Here is a 12430-nt window from a genome sequence, read left to right as displayed (position 1 = left end):
CGGGAACAGGACGTCTGTTTGTTGACGGCACCAGGTCACTCGGCCATTGATTGTCACATTGCATGTCACGCATCCGGGAGCTTTGGCGATGTCCAGCGGGAAAAAACAGAAGACCCTGACCGATGCCGACATCTCCACGGTGCGTCCGAAAGGGCGCCGTGGATTTCTTGGGCTGATGGCGGCAGGCGGGGCTGCGGGTGCAGTTGCCATCATTCCGACCGCGGCCGCCGCGTCAGATGCCGATAACGGCGTTTGGGAGGATGCCGCATCTTGTCCGCGCGGGTCGGGCGGAACCGCCACCGGCGCGACCGATGCGGACACCGGAGCCATCACAGATGCCGCGGGCCAAGGGCGCGGCGCGCCCTATTGCTAACGCGGCTGGGGGCATGTCCTCGGCATATCATCAGAACAAAGATAGAGCGCGTTGGCGGATGTGTTGCCGTGTCTTCTACTAGGGACAGCGAGACGCAAGGGCGCGGGCGGCGCGGCGAAAAGCGGCGTCTGACCTGTGAGAGCTCTCGCGGAAGCGCAGGAAGCCGTGGATCAGGCCTTTGGCTTGTTCGTGCCAGACGTCAGTATGCGAAGCGAAGGCTTTGGCGAGGGCGTCGCCTTCATCGACCAACGGGTCAAGCTCAGCAGTCAGAATGATTGCTTGCGGCAGTCCATGAAGATCGGCGTCAGCGGTGGCCGCGTAAGGCGCTTGGGCGGTGTCGCCGAGGTACGTGTTCCAGCAACGACGCATCATGGCATGGGACAAATACGGCGCATCTGCGCGGCGGGTGTGCGACATCGCACGGCAACGAGGGTCGGTGGCTGGATAGATCAGGAACAGACCGGCGGGCATTGGCAGGTCGAAGTCGCGAAGTTGGAGCGCACATCCAAGGGCAAGGTTCGCTCCGGCGCTATCGCCGCCGAGCCAAAGCATGTCCGCCGAAAACGTGTCTTGCAGGTGCGCGATGGCGGCGCGACCTTCAAGCAATGCGGCGGGGTAGGGATGTTCGGGAGCGAGAGCGTAGTCGATGCTGACGACGTGCATCCCGGTTTCCAGCACAAGGTCAGCGCAGACAAGATCGTGGCCTTCTATGGACCCCAGCATCCACCCGCCCCCATGGAAATAGAGCAGGGTTTCCGCGCGCGTATCGGGGCGCGTGTAATGGCGCAGGCGCACGGCGCGGCCATTGCACGGGATCGTCCAATCGTTGGTTTCCACACCCTCCGGTAGCGGCCCGAGCCTGGCCTCCAAGCGGGCCGTTGCGGCGCGCAGGACCTCTATCGGGCGCTGATGATCCGGCACCGGGTCCGTACCCGCTGCCATTTCGGCCACCAGATCCCAAAGGTCAGGCGCAAGACCAGGATAAGGCGCGCGCGCCATGGGTCAGACCATCTTTATGACGTCTTTGTCGATGGCGAGAATATACCCCCGCCGCGCGATGTTCTTGACCAGAAGCTCGGACACCATCTGATTGCCAAGTGTGTCGCGCAGACGCTTGATGCGGGTAGCACCGGCGGCCTCATCCACGTCCGTTTCGGATTTACCGGACACCATCGCCTCGATCTGCGCACCGGACAGCACGTCGTCATCAAGCCGCGCTTCTGCCAGAACCGACAGCGTCTCCATAGCGGCGTCGGTCAGCTTGAATTCGAGATTGTTGATCAGGACGACACGCTCTTCGCGGGACAGGATCAGGGACGACACCTGAATGCCTTGACGCTCAATCTCGCCGATCCGGCGGTTGAGGGTGATGATCGTGATCAGGAATACCAGACAGGCCACCAAAAGCGCGGTGGCAAAGATCAGCAGCACAAAAATCACGGCGCGGTAGCTTGCCAGAACTTTGGAGAAAGTGGTGCCGGTCTGCGCCAGGACCTCCAGCACGCTGATCGCGTCGGGATCGCGGACGTCATTGACCTCGAATACGGTCACAACCGCTTCGTTGAAGGCATCCGCATCCGGCAGGTTCATGAACAAGAGAATGGCGGAGACCACGAGAACCGTGACCACCGCCAATATTCCAAGCTGCACCACACGTGTAGAGGCAACGCGCGTGTCTGCGACGGAAACCTTAGGGTCAGAAACGGAGGTAGTATTCTCCGGCATCCGCTCTCCTCGATGCGAGGCCGGACTCGTCAAAGACCGAACTCACATTCACCAACGTCCAACCTTGCGACGCAAGGCGACTGGCGACGATGGAAGCGGCGGCGCCAACCGAACATGCGTTTTCAGGCACTTCGATTACACCGTAGTGCAGACGCAAAGGGTTATCCATCCTTGCGCGATAGTCTGCGTAACACGCGGCATGGAGGGGGCCAGTCAGGACCGCAAGAGCGGCGGCGGCCAGGAGAGGTTTGAAAAATCGGGTCATTACGTGGGCTCGTTTGTTTGCTGGATGGGGGCAGCTTCACGATGGAAGATGCGGCAGATGCGCCGTGTCATTCAATGACGGCGGTCCGATTGCGGCGCTGTTATCCGATAGCAGCGGCGCGCCTGGCCCCGCAGCGCGTGGGCGAGCGCAGGTTCGGGCATGTCGATCAGGTCGCAGCCGCGCGTTTTCCGGAAGCTGAGTAGACTTGGTACCATGAAGGCATAACGGGCTTGCGATTTCCGTCGCAGAGGCATTGCAACCAAAGAACTGCGTATCTCTCGTTCACCTTGATTCCGCAAGAAAAAATCGCGTTTGGACCTTGGCTTGAGCGCGTAGATCTGCCTGTGTCATGAACCTTGGCTTTGCTATTTCATGATCACCCATTGCCCCTCAAATGCCCGCGGGCTTTGCCGTTATCCAATAGCGCGCGGTCGTAATTGCATGGCGGTCTGCGTCGCAGCGAGGGTTGTCCCACAAGCGCCGAATGAGTGCGCCAAGACCCAAGACCTCAACCCCTCCTCGAAACCGAAACAAGGGACTTCAAGACATGTTTCGCAATCTCTCCAAGACCCTGACCGCCGGCGCTCTGGCCATCACTCTGGCCGCCACCGGCATCACCGCCTCCGCGACCCCCGCCGCCGCGAACAACCATCGCAATCAAGGCGCGGAAGCGGCCGCGATCTTCGGCGGGCTGTTGCTGCTTTATGGTCTGAGCCAGGCAAACCGCAACGATGGTGCGCGTGGTAACCTGACCATCACGCAGAACCCGCGTCCGCAACATACCAACCGCCGTGTTGCCCCATCGCGCTGTTTCATCGAAGGCCGTGACGGCAATGGATACTTCCGTGGCTATCGCTATCGCTGCATGCAAAATCACGCCAGCGCGCCGCGCTTGTTGCCATCCAACTGCCTGCGCCATGTCTGGACGGAACGCGGGCAGCGGACGATCTATGGTGGCCGCTGCTTGCGCAACAACGGCTGGACCCGTGGCTGAACCCTGATCCCGAGGCGCAGTCCGACGGCAATCCGTGACCGCCGGACTATACTGCGCGGCAAAGACCGACCGAGCAGAGGGGCGGCGTGACCATGCGGTTGCGTCGCCCTTTGCTTTGACGCAGAGCATGGCCCATGAAACCCGACTTTTCCCTGGAAACCGAAATCGGCGGCAAGATTGCCGGGATCGACGAAGTGGGGCGCGGTCCTTGGGCCGGGCCGGTCACGGCGTGCGCCGTGCTCCTGAACCCGGCGAATATCCCCGATGGCCTGAACGATTCCAAGAAATTGACCGAAGCGCGGCGGAATGCGCTGGCGCTTCAGATCGAAGCGGCCGCAGATGTCGCGCTGGGATGGGCCAGCGTGGAGGAGATCGACGCGCTCAACATCCGGCAGGCGACGTTCCTGGCCATGCGACGCGCCATCAACGGATTATCGACGCCCCCAGATCACGCGTTGATCGACGGCAATGCGATCCCCTCGGACCTTCCGTGTCCTGCGACATGTGTCGTGAAGGGGGACGGACGCTCGGTTTCCATCGCTGCGGCGTCGATTGTGGCGAAAGTGCGGCGCGATACCCTGATGAAGGAGCTTGCGGTGATGCATCCCGGTTACGGTTGGGAGACGAATATGGGATACGGCACCGCGAAACACACAGCCGCTCTACACGATCTAGGGGTCACCCAACATCACCGGCGCAGCTTTGCCCCTATCCACAAGATGTTGTGCGGATAAATTCGTAAGAGGCTGATTCGAAACAAAATTGACCGATCTGAAAAAGTCGGCGATTCTGCATTCCGTGGACATACAGTGCCCATAAGAGGCGCCCACCAGAGGCAGAAAATGACAACAAAGACAAAGCCAGGGGCGACGGATGCGTTGCCGCTCAATTCCATTCTTGCGGGTGACTGCATCGAGATCATGCAGTCGTTGCCGGAGGCGTCGATCGACCTGATCTTCGCCGATCCGCCCTATAATCTTCAGCTGAAGGGCGATTTGCATCGCCCCAACAACACCAAGGTCGACGCGGTCGATGATGCGTGGGATCAGTTTGACAGCTTCAAGGCCTATGACGCCTTCACGCGGGCTTGGCTTGCGGCGGCGCGACGTCTTCTCAAGCCTGATGGGGCGATCTGGGTGATCGGCAGCTATCACAACATCTTCCGTGTGGGCTCCGAGCTTCAGACACAGGGCTTCTGGATCCTGAACGATGTCGTCTGGCGCAAATCGAACCCGATGCCGAACTTCCGTGGCAAGCGGTTCACCAATGCGCATGAAACGATGATCTGGGCCTCGAAAGAGGAAGGCGCGAAATACACGTTCAACTACGAAGCGCTCAAAGAACTTAACGAGGGCATTCAGATGCGCTCGGATTGGGTTCTGCCGATCTGCAATGGTGGCGAGCGGCTCAAAGATGAAAACGGTGACAAGGCGCATCCGACGCAGAAGCCTGAGGCGCTGCTGCACCGTGTTTTGATCGGGGCGACGAAGCCCGGCGATGTGATCCTAGACCCATTCTTCGGCACTGGCACGACCGGCGCGGTAGCGAAGATGCTTGGGCGCGATTTCATCGGTATCGAACGCGAAGAGGCATATCGCAAGGTTGCCGAAAAGCGCCTTTCGAAAGTGCGCAAATTCGACAAATCCGCCCTTGAGGTGACTCAGAGCAAACGCGCCGAGCCACGCGTGCCGTTCGGCCAGCTGGTTGAACGCGGCATGCTGCGCCCGGGTGAAATGCTGCGCAATGCGCGGGGCCAACAGGCTAAAGTGCGCGCGGATGGGACGTTGATCGCCGATGATGTGAAGGGTTCGATCCACAAGGTTGGAGCCGAGCTGGAGGGTGCGCCGTCGTGCAATGGCTGGACCTACTGGCACTTCAAGCGTGATGGGAAAACCGTCTCAATCGACGTTCTTCGCCAACAGATCCGGGCCGAAATGGCCCAGTAAGGCATTCGGGGGGCCGCAAAGGCACCCTGTCCCGAACCTTGCCGCCCGCGCAACCGTCAGGTGAAGCGCGGGCCAACTTACCCCGCCGGCCCAGTCCGGCGGGTCTTTTCGGTTTAACGCTCCCGGTTGGAACATTGTGGCCACCGCCTATCTTTAGGTTGCAGGAGGTAACGCCATGAAACTCGCAATTCTCGGAGCAAGCCGCGGCATCGGTCGCAAAGCGGTTGACGAAGCGCTGCAGCGCGGACACAGCGTGCGGGCCTTGTCGCGCAGTGGATTAGACCTTGAAGCGGACGGGTTCGAATCTCTAGAGGGCGACGCCACAAACGCGGTCGATGTCTTCAATGCCATCGACGGTGTCGATGCAGTCATCCTGACACTCGGGGTGCCGCGTGATGCGCGGGTCCTGAAAAAAACCACTTTGTTTTCGGACGCGACGCGGGTCCTGATCGCGGAAATGGAAAAGGCAGGTGTGAAACGGGTGCTGACCGTGACGGGCTTTGGCGCTGGGGATTCGGCGGAAAAGCTGTCCACACCGGAGCGCTTGACGCAGAAAGCGTTCCTGGGGCGTGCATATGCTGACAAGGATCTGCAAGAACAAATGCTGCGCGAGAGTGACCTCGACTGGACCATCGCGCGTCCTGGTATCCTTTCGGACAATCGAAAGAGCGGCGCTTACAAGGTGCTGACGGAGAAGTCGGAATGGCGCAATGGTTTGATCTCCCGGGCGGACGTCGCCGATTTCCTTGTCACGGCCGCAGAGGGTCCGGAGATGATCGGAAAGACCCCGGCGTTGCAACGCTAAGTCGGTGCTCCCGGCGTCACGCAAAGGCGGCGTTCAGCGCGGAAGCGGATGCAGGCCTTTGTTGTACGCCTTCCAATCGGTGATCTCTGGATAATACATTGCACGCCAACGCTTCACGCGCGCATTCATCATCCGGGTCCACAAGGGCGGCACCATCGCAACGGCAGTCATCACCGGATAGCCGTAGGGAAGCTGCGGGGCGACGTCTTCGGTGTAGGTTTGCAGCAGGGGAAAGCGGCGGTCAGGCTTGTAATGGTGGTCGGAATGGCGCTGCAGGTTGATCAGAAGCCAATTCGATGCCTTTTGCGCCGCGTTCCAGGAATGACGCGGCTGAACATGTTCGTATTTACCGCCGCCAAGGTGCTTTCGGGTCAGGCCGTAGTGCTCCACGTAGTTGGTAAGCTCCAACTGCCAGATGGCGACCAAAGCCTGGTTCACGAACATCAGAAGGCCGACCCAGCCACCGATCAATAGCGCCAGCGCGAGGAATCCGGCTTGGAGCGCAAGGTAACGCCAGAACGGGTTCGAGCCGTCCCAAACGGGGAGGCCTTTGCGTGCGAGCATCGCAGCTTCCGCGGCCCAGGCGGAGCGGAGGCTGTCTCGCAGGACGCGCGGGAAAAACCGGTGGAACCCTTCGTTGTAGCGCGCTGTGACCGGGTCGCGACGGGTGCCGATATAGCGGTGGTGAACCAGCAGATGCTCCGACCGGAAATGTCCGTAGAGGACGGAGCCGAGCAATATATCGGCGAACCAGCGTTCGTACTTTGGCTTTTGGTGCATCAATTCATGCGCATAGGTGATGCCGATGGTGCCGCTGATCACGCCGAGACCGAAGGACAGGCCCCAAAGCTCCAGCCCGTTCAGGTGGTCAGCGCGCACGGCATAGGCGATAATCCCAAAGATCGTGGCGATCTGAAGCGCGGGCCAGATCAGGGTGATGAGCTTGTACCAGAACAGTTGATCCTCAGATGTGTTGGGGTCGGCGTTGTCGACGTCGAGCCCGGCGAAGTGATCGAGGACCGAAAACATCCACCAGGTGCTGAGCGGCATCAGGATCAGCCACCAGCCCCCCTGCAGCGCCAAGAAGATGATAAGGGGGATCAACAACAGGCTCATCCAGAACGGAAAGGCGCGGTGTAGTTTTGAAAGGGCGGTCGGTGTGGTCATCAGGTTGTCCTTGCGGGTCCGTTGCAAATTCAACCTTTCGCGGACGCTCCGTCAATGTTGACGCTACGACCGAGGTCGAAGGCCTTGCGAAAAACCGTTGGCAGGGTGCTTGGCGCAAACTTGTCCATTGGAGCGAACGTGCCGCGCTCGGGTGCCGCATCTTGGGGCAGGTCAGCAAGACGCAGCGCGAGCCTGAGGTGGAAGTGGGTGAAGGTGTGCCGCACCTCCAGGTTGGGGTCGTGCCAATCTGCATCGATTGGCGGCGCAGGGGTGGGCGCGTCGGACCAGTCGGACGTCGGCAGGGCCAACATCCCACCCAGAAGCCCCTTGCCGGGCCGGGTTTCCAGCAGCAGCGCGCCGTCCGCGCGGCGGGCGAGGTAGACGTAACCGAAACGTGTTGGCTTGGGTTTCTTGGGCATTTTCCGGGGCAGATCTGCGGCGATCCCGGCCTTGCGGGCCGTGCAGGCCCCCATCAGGGGGCAAATGCCGCAGGCCGGGGATTTCGGCGTGCAGATTGTGGCGCCAAGATCCATCAATGCCTGCGCATGATCGCCGGGGCGGTGCGTCGGGGTCAGGCGCGTGGCGTGGACTTTGAGCACCGGCTTTGACTTTGGCAAGGGCGTTTCCACGCAGAACAGCCGTGACATCACCCGCTCGATATTGCCATCCATGACCGGCGCAGGGCGATTGAAGGCGATAGAAGCGATGGCCGCTGCGGTATAGGGGCCGATGCCGGGCAGGGTCAGAAGCGCTTCTTCGGTGTCCGGGAATGCGCCGCCGTGGTCCGACACCACCGCGCGGGCGCATTTAAGCAGGTTGCGGGCACGGGCATAATACCCAAGCCCTGCCCATTCCCCCATCACCGCCGCATCTTCGGCGCTTGCGAGGTCCGCGACCGTGGGCCAAAGCGATGTGAAGCGTTCGAAATACGTCTTGACCGCCGCCACGGTGGTCTGTTGCAGCATGATCTCCGACATCCAGATCCGATAGGGGTCCGGCGTTGCATCCGATCCCGGCGGCACTCGCCACGGCAGGACACGGGCGTTCTGGTCATACCAGGCCAAAAGTTCGGTCCCGGTGGTGTTCTCACGCATGCGTTATCAAACCCGTGCCGCTTGGTGTTGGTTAGCATCTCATGAACGGATAGAGTGCGTATAACGAAAGGATCAACCTGCGATGGCGCATAGCCCGACCCAAAGCCCAGGAAAACCGCGCCGACGGATGCGCGGCTTTGAGCGTGCGGTGACATTGGTCGGTTCGGAACTGCGCAGCCCGGCGGAAAAGCGCGGCTTTGCAGAAACCAAGCTGCTCACCCATTGGGCCGAGATTGTGGGCCCAGACATCGCCGATGTGGCGCTGCCGGTGAAGATCAAGTTCGGCCGTGGGTTCGGTGGCACGTTGCAGGTCCTGACGACCGGGGCCCACGCGCCGATGCTGGCGATGCAAAAGCAGGTCATCGTGACGCGCGTGAACGCCTGCTACGGCTATTCCGCGATCAAGGATGTGCAGATCACGCAGACGGCACCCACGGGATTTGCCGAGGGCAAGGTTGCGTTCGAGGCGCAAAGGCCAACAAAACGCGCCGCCCCGGATCCCGCCCGCTTGTCGAAGGCAACCGAAGCGCTCGACACCATTGATGACCCCGGCCTGCGGGATGCCTTGCGCAAGCTGGCCGGGAACATAGTTAGCAATCAAACAACTTCGAACTCCTGAGGAGAATATGATGCAACGCAGAGCCATGTTGTTGGGCGGCGCTACCGGCCTGTTGGGCGCAGGTGGCTACTTGTACTGGCAAGGGCGCGGGACCACGGCCATGGAAACCGCGACGGATCTTCTTCCGTTCCAGCCCGCCAACGCGCAAGAGGCGTCCGGCGACCTGCCGGAGGTGGTCGAGATGTCGAAGGGCAATCCCGATGCGGCGGTCACGTTGATCGAATATGCCAGCTTCACCTGCCCACATTGCCGGACGTTCCACGAAAACGTCTACCCACAGCTTGAAGCCGATTACATCGAGCCTGGCCTGATCAACTTCATCTACCGCGAGGTGTATTTCGACAGGTACGGCCTATGGGCCGGCATGGTCGCGCGTTGTGGGGGGCCGCTGCGGTACTTCGGGATCGTGGATCTGATCTACGCGAACCAATCGGAATGGACGCAAGGCGCGCCTGCCGAGGTGGCCGAAAACCTTCGCCGGATCGGGCGCACGGCAGGGTTTTCCAACGAAGAGCTTGATGCCTGCATGACGGATGCCGCCATGGCGGAGGCGATGATTGCGACCTACGAGGCCAATACGGAAGTCCACGCAATACCCGGCACCCCGGCCTTTGTGTTGAACGACGAATTGCACGGCAACATGAACTACGATGATCTGCGCGGGCTGATCGACGCGGAACTTGAAGCCGCCGGCTGACGGTCAGCCGTTCATCGAAAAAACACGATCAAGGGCCGCATCCAGCGGTCCTTTTTCGTTGAGTTGCAACCGCACGGGCACGGTCATGACCCGCGCACGATGCTCCGGTTTCAGGCGCACGGCGTCTTTTTCGGTCGTGACCACTTGCGCGCCACGCATGTCGGCGTCGCGGATAAGACGTGTCATCAATGCGCCACTGAGCGGCTGATGGTCGGCCAAAGCGTGCGTGGCCAGCAAGTCGGCCCCCAGATCCCGGAGGGTGGCGAAAAACTTCTCCGGATGGCCGATGCCGGCGAAGGCGAGAACGGGCATGCCAGCAAGCGGAAGGCCCGTGGGCAGTGGCGTCAGCTCGCCCCGCAAACGTGGGGCGTTGACTTGAGTGCTCCAACGGCTGTCAAAGCGGGACTGCGCCGCTGCATTTCCGATCGACAGCAAAAGATCCGCCCGGCCCATGCCAACGGAAACCGGCTCGCGCAACGGGCCTGCGGGGATGACCTTGCCGTTGCCGAACCCGCGCCACGCGTCGACCACCACAATCGACAGATCGTGATGCAGCGCGGGGTTCTGGAAACCGTCATCGAGGATGATCGCCTCGGCCCCCGCGCCCACCGCCGCGCGCGCGCCTTCGGCCCGATCTTCGGCGACCCATGTCGGCAGGAAAGCGGCCAGAAGCAGCGGCTCGTCTCCGACATCCGCGGCGCTGTGCCCCTGTTCGTCCACCCGCGTGGGTTCGGTGATCCGCCCGCCATAGCCGCGGCTGACGACATGGGCCGTGATGCCCCGGTTCCGAAAGATTTCAGCCAGCGCGATCACGGTTGGTGTCTTTCCGGTTCCGCCAGCGTTGATGTTGCCAACGCAGATGATCGGTACGCCGACCTTTTCGCGTGGCCCGCCAGCGAGGCGCCGGGCGGTGCCTGTGGCATAAAGCGTGCCGAGCGGGGACAATAATGTTGCCGCCAATCCCGGTGGTCGATGCCAGAAGCCTGGCGCGCGCATCAGGAGACCTCGGCGCGCAGGGCGCGGATTTCGGCCTCGTCCAGGGTATCCATGATGAGCGACAGTGCCCGGTCCGTCACATCCGCCCCTTCCGAGATCACACCCCAGGCCGCTGCGGCCATGCCAGCGGCGGTCTCAGGGCTGAGCAGATCAACGACATGGCCCGATAGTTTTTCCGGAGAAGCGGCAAGGCGCGCGGCCTCGGCCTGGGTCAAGCGCTGATAGATATCGACGAAATTCGTCACATAGGGGCCGTGCAGAATGGCAGACCCAAGGGCCGCAGGTTCAAACGGATTATGCCCGCCGATGGCGACAAGCGATCCGCCAACGAAACTGATTGGGGCAAGGCGGTACCAAAGACCCATTTCGCCCATCGTATCGGCAAGATAGATCTGCGCGTCGTCTTTGAGACCTTCGCGCGCCGATCTGCGCGTAAAACGCCAGCCGTCTTCCTGCAGGAGGGTCGCGATCTCGTCACCACGCTCGGGATGGCGCGGCACAAGGATGAGCAACAAACGCGGCGAGGCGCGCATGGCAAGGCGATGCGCCTGAAGCACCAGCTTTTCTTCGCCCTCATGGGTCGATGCGGCCAGCCAGACCGGGCGACCGGCCAGAGATTTCGCGTATTCGGCGCGCTCGTCTTCGTCACATGGCAGGGCCGCGGCGCCCTCTTTCAACGTGCCGAGCACCTGCATCCGGTCGGCGGGCATACCGAGTTGGCGCAGGTAGCTTTGGGTCAACTCATCTTGCACCAAGGCCATGTCGAAGCGTTCAAGCAGGTTGCGCACCACGCCTCTGGCAAAGCGCCATCTGTCATGGCTGGCCTTCGACATTCTTGCATTAAGCAGCAGCATGGGAATATCGCGCGCGCTGGTTTCCACCACGAGGGTTGGCCAAAGTTCGCTCTCGGTCCAGATCGCCATATCCGGGCGCCAATGGTCGAGGAAAGCGGTGACGAAGGTCTTGGCATCCAGCGGTGCGAAGTGGTGGATGGCGCGTCCCGGCAAGCGGTCGGTCATGATTTCGGCCGATGTCACGGTGCCGGTGGTCACTAGAACATGGGCATCGTCACGCTCTTCCAGTACCCGGCGGACCAGCTCAAGGATGGCGACGGATTCCCCGACCGAAGCCGCATGGAACCAGATCAGCGGGCCTTCGGGGCGCGGGCGGCTTGCGATTCCGCGCCGCTCGTTCAGGCGGGCGGGATCTTCCTTGCCCGCTGCAACACGCTCGCTCAGCTTGCGCTCCGCGAAGGCGCGGGCACCACGTGCGGACCAGGCGAGGTAGAGGCTGAGGAAGATGGACCGCGCCATACCGGGCTCTAGTGTCCCAGTTCCTCGGTCGAAGAGGCTTCGGCCTCCTCATCACGGAGGCGATGAATATGGGCGATGAAATACCGCATATGCGCGTTGTCGACCGTACGCTGCGCTTCGGATTTCCAGGCGTTGTAGGCGCTGTCGTAATCGCTGAACATGCCGACGATATGGATGTCGTCGACGTTTTCGAACTCGGTGCGCTGAGGGTCGACAAGTTCGCCGCCGAATACGAGGTGCAGGCGTTGGGGCATCGGAGGTCTCCGGTCGCTGAAGGATGTGCCTGCACCCATAAGCGGCACAGCCTTGGGCTTCAAGCAAGCCTCCCACGTCGAGTGCCAAACCGGCGGGTGAGGGTCAGGTTTTCCTGCCTCGCGCGGATCGATGATCCAGGGCATACCGTCCTCATCGAAAGACACAACGACTTTGAACAACA

14 protein-coding genes are annotated in these 12430 nt (G+C 61.5%); 7 read left to right on the top strand and 7 right to left on the bottom strand.

Translation table 11 applies throughout. From position 1 onward, the window contains the following. Positions 1 to 88: 88 nt before the first annotated feature. Positions 89 to 373 carry a hypothetical protein gene (locus tag V8J83_RS16505; RefSeq protein WP_339987535.1) on the top strand — a complete coding sequence of 95 codons (285 nt, stop codon included), beginning with the start codon at positions 89 to 91 and terminating at the stop codon, positions 371 to 373. A 78-nt stretch (positions 374 to 451) separates the two neighbouring features. Here the strand turns inward: V8J83_RS16505 and V8J83_RS16500 are convergent, their stop codons facing one another. Both V8J83_RS16500 and V8J83_RS16495 read right to left on the bottom strand, forming a co-directional pair. Further along, a complete protein-coding gene (locus V8J83_RS16500; RefSeq protein WP_339987534.1) occupies positions 452 to 1372 on the bottom strand; it encodes an alpha/beta hydrolase in 921 nt (306 codons plus the stop codon). A 3-nt stretch (positions 1373 to 1375) separates the two neighbouring features. Next, a complete protein-coding gene (locus V8J83_RS16495; RefSeq protein WP_339987533.1) occupies positions 1376 to 2098 on the bottom strand; it encodes a winged helix-turn-helix domain-containing protein in 723 nt (240 codons plus the stop codon). Between the two features lie 812 nt (positions 2099 to 2910). Between V8J83_RS16495 and V8J83_RS16490 the strand changes: the two genes are divergently transcribed. The 4 genes from V8J83_RS16490 (at position 2911) to V8J83_RS16475 (ending at position 6108) form a co-directional block, all read left to right on the top strand. Then, positions 2911 to 3357 (top strand): hypothetical protein, encoded by a 447-nt coding sequence (locus V8J83_RS16490; protein ID WP_339987532.1) that lies wholly within the window; start codon positions 2911 to 2913, stop codon positions 3355 to 3357. A gap of 134 nt (positions 3358 to 3491) precedes the next feature. Then, a complete protein-coding gene (gene rnhB, locus V8J83_RS16485; protein WP_339987531.1) occupies positions 3492 to 4091 on the top strand; it encodes a ribonuclease HII in 600 nt (199 codons plus the stop codon). Between the two features lie 108 nt (positions 4092 to 4199). Next, a complete protein-coding gene (locus V8J83_RS16480; protein ID WP_339987529.1) occupies positions 4200 to 5303 on the top strand; it encodes a site-specific DNA-methyltransferase in 1104 nt (367 codons plus the stop codon). A gap of 175 nt (positions 5304 to 5478) precedes the next feature. Beyond that, positions 5479 to 6108: an NAD(P)-dependent oxidoreductase gene (locus V8J83_RS16475; RefSeq protein ID WP_339987528.1), complete on the top strand. Its 630-nt coding sequence runs from the start codon at positions 5479 to 5481 to the stop codon at positions 6106 to 6108. Between the two features lie 33 nt (positions 6109 to 6141). Here the strand turns inward: V8J83_RS16475 and V8J83_RS16470 are convergent, their stop codons facing one another. Together V8J83_RS16470 and mutY are read right to left on the bottom strand one after the other, a co-directional pair. Continuing rightward, positions 6142 to 7275, bottom strand: a complete 1134-nt coding sequence (locus tag V8J83_RS16470) for an alkane 1-monooxygenase (protein WP_339987527.1) — start codon at positions 7273 to 7275, stop codon at positions 6142 to 6144. Between the two features lie 29 nt (positions 7276 to 7304). Next, positions 7305 to 8369 carry an A/G-specific adenine glycosylase gene (gene mutY, locus V8J83_RS16465; protein WP_339987526.1) on the bottom strand — a complete coding sequence of 355 codons (1065 nt, stop codon included), beginning with the start codon at positions 8367 to 8369 and terminating at the stop codon, positions 7305 to 7307. 127 nt (positions 8370 to 8496) lie between these two features. Between mutY and V8J83_RS16460 the strand changes: the two genes are divergently transcribed. Both V8J83_RS16460 and V8J83_RS16455 read left to right on the top strand, forming a co-directional pair. Further along, positions 8497 to 8988 carry a DUF721 domain-containing protein gene (locus V8J83_RS16460; protein ID WP_339987525.1) on the top strand — a complete coding sequence of 164 codons (492 nt, stop codon included), beginning with the start codon at positions 8497 to 8499 and terminating at the stop codon, positions 8986 to 8988. A 10-nt stretch (positions 8989 to 8998) separates the two neighbouring features. After that, entirely contained in the window at positions 8999 to 9685 is a 687-nt protein-coding gene (locus V8J83_RS16455; protein ID WP_339987524.1) for a DsbA family protein, read from the top strand. Between the two features lie 3 nt (positions 9686 to 9688). Here the strand turns inward: V8J83_RS16455 and lpxK are convergent, their stop codons facing one another. Genes lpxK through V8J83_RS16440 form a run of 3 tightly spaced genes read right to left on the bottom strand, consistent with a single transcriptional unit; the run spans position 9689 to position 12248 of the window. After that, a complete protein-coding gene (gene lpxK / locus V8J83_RS16450) occupies positions 9689 to 10681 on the bottom strand; it encodes a tetraacyldisaccharide 4'-kinase (RefSeq protein ID WP_339987523.1) in 993 nt (330 codons plus the stop codon). After that, complete coding sequence (locus V8J83_RS16445; RefSeq protein WP_339987522.1) at positions 10681 to 11994, bottom strand: 3-deoxy-D-manno-octulosonic acid transferase; 1314 nt, start codon at positions 11992 to 11994, stop codon at positions 10681 to 10683. The genes lpxK and V8J83_RS16445 overlap by 1 nt, the downstream gene beginning before the upstream one ends. 8 nt (positions 11995 to 12002) lie before the next feature. After that, complete coding sequence (locus tag V8J83_RS16440; protein WP_339987521.1) at positions 12003 to 12248, bottom strand: DUF4170 domain-containing protein; 246 nt, start codon at positions 12246 to 12248, stop codon at positions 12003 to 12005. Positions 12249 to 12430: the final 182 nt, after the last annotated feature.

This window comes from Gymnodinialimonas ulvae (genome assembly GCF_037543845.1).
GTDB lineage: Bacteria > Pseudomonadota > Alphaproteobacteria > Rhodobacterales > Rhodobacteraceae > Gymnodinialimonas > Gymnodinialimonas ulvae.
The sequence above is the reverse complement of the archived record's forward strand: the minus strand, read 5'-3'. Positions and strand labels throughout refer to the sequence as shown.

Bases quoted from the DNA above. Each gene is read 5' to 3' on its own strand.
- V8J83_RS16505 (WP_339987535.1), top strand. From the start codon at position 89: ATGTCCAGCGGGAAAAAACAGAAGACCCTGACCGATGCCGACATCTCC.
- V8J83_RS16500 (WP_339987534.1), bottom strand. From the start codon at position 1,372: ATGGCGCGCGCGCCTTATCCTGGTCTTGCGCCTGACCTTTGGGATCTG.
- V8J83_RS16495 (WP_339987533.1), bottom strand. From the start codon at position 2,098: ATGCCGGAGAATACTACCTCCGTTTCTGACCCTAAGGTTTCCGTCGCA.
- V8J83_RS16490 (WP_339987532.1), top strand. From the start codon at position 2,911: ATGTTTCGCAATCTCTCCAAGACCCTGACCGCCGGCGCTCTGGCCATC.
- rnhB (WP_339987531.1), top strand. From the start codon at position 3,492: ATGAAACCCGACTTTTCCCTGGAAACCGAAATCGGCGGCAAGATTGCC.
- V8J83_RS16480 (WP_339987529.1), top strand. From the start codon at position 4,200: ATGACAACAAAGACAAAGCCAGGGGCGACGGATGCGTTGCCGCTCAAT.
- V8J83_RS16475 (WP_339987528.1), top strand. From the start codon at position 5,479: ATGAAACTCGCAATTCTCGGAGCAAGCCGCGGCATCGGTCGCAAAGCG.
- V8J83_RS16470 (WP_339987527.1), bottom strand. From the start codon at position 7,275: ATGACCACACCGACCGCCCTTTCAAAACTACACCGCGCCTTTCCGTTC.
- mutY (WP_339987526.1), bottom strand. From the start codon at position 8,369: ATGCGTGAGAACACCACCGGGACCGAACTTTTGGCCTGGTATGACCAG.
- V8J83_RS16460 (WP_339987525.1), top strand. From the start codon at position 8,497: ATGCGCGGCTTTGAGCGTGCGGTGACATTGGTCGGTTCGGAACTGCGC.
- V8J83_RS16455 (WP_339987524.1), top strand. From the start codon at position 8,999: ATGCAACGCAGAGCCATGTTGTTGGGCGGCGCTACCGGCCTGTTGGGC.
- lpxK (WP_339987523.1), bottom strand. From the start codon at position 10,681: ATGCGCGCGCCAGGCTTCTGGCATCGACCACCGGGATTGGCGGCAACA.
- V8J83_RS16445 (WP_339987522.1), bottom strand. From the start codon at position 11,994: ATGGCGCGGTCCATCTTCCTCAGCCTCTACCTCGCCTGGTCCGCACGT.
- V8J83_RS16440 (WP_339987521.1), bottom strand. From the start codon at position 12,248: ATGCCCCAACGCCTGCACCTCGTATTCGGCGGCGAACTTGTCGACCCT.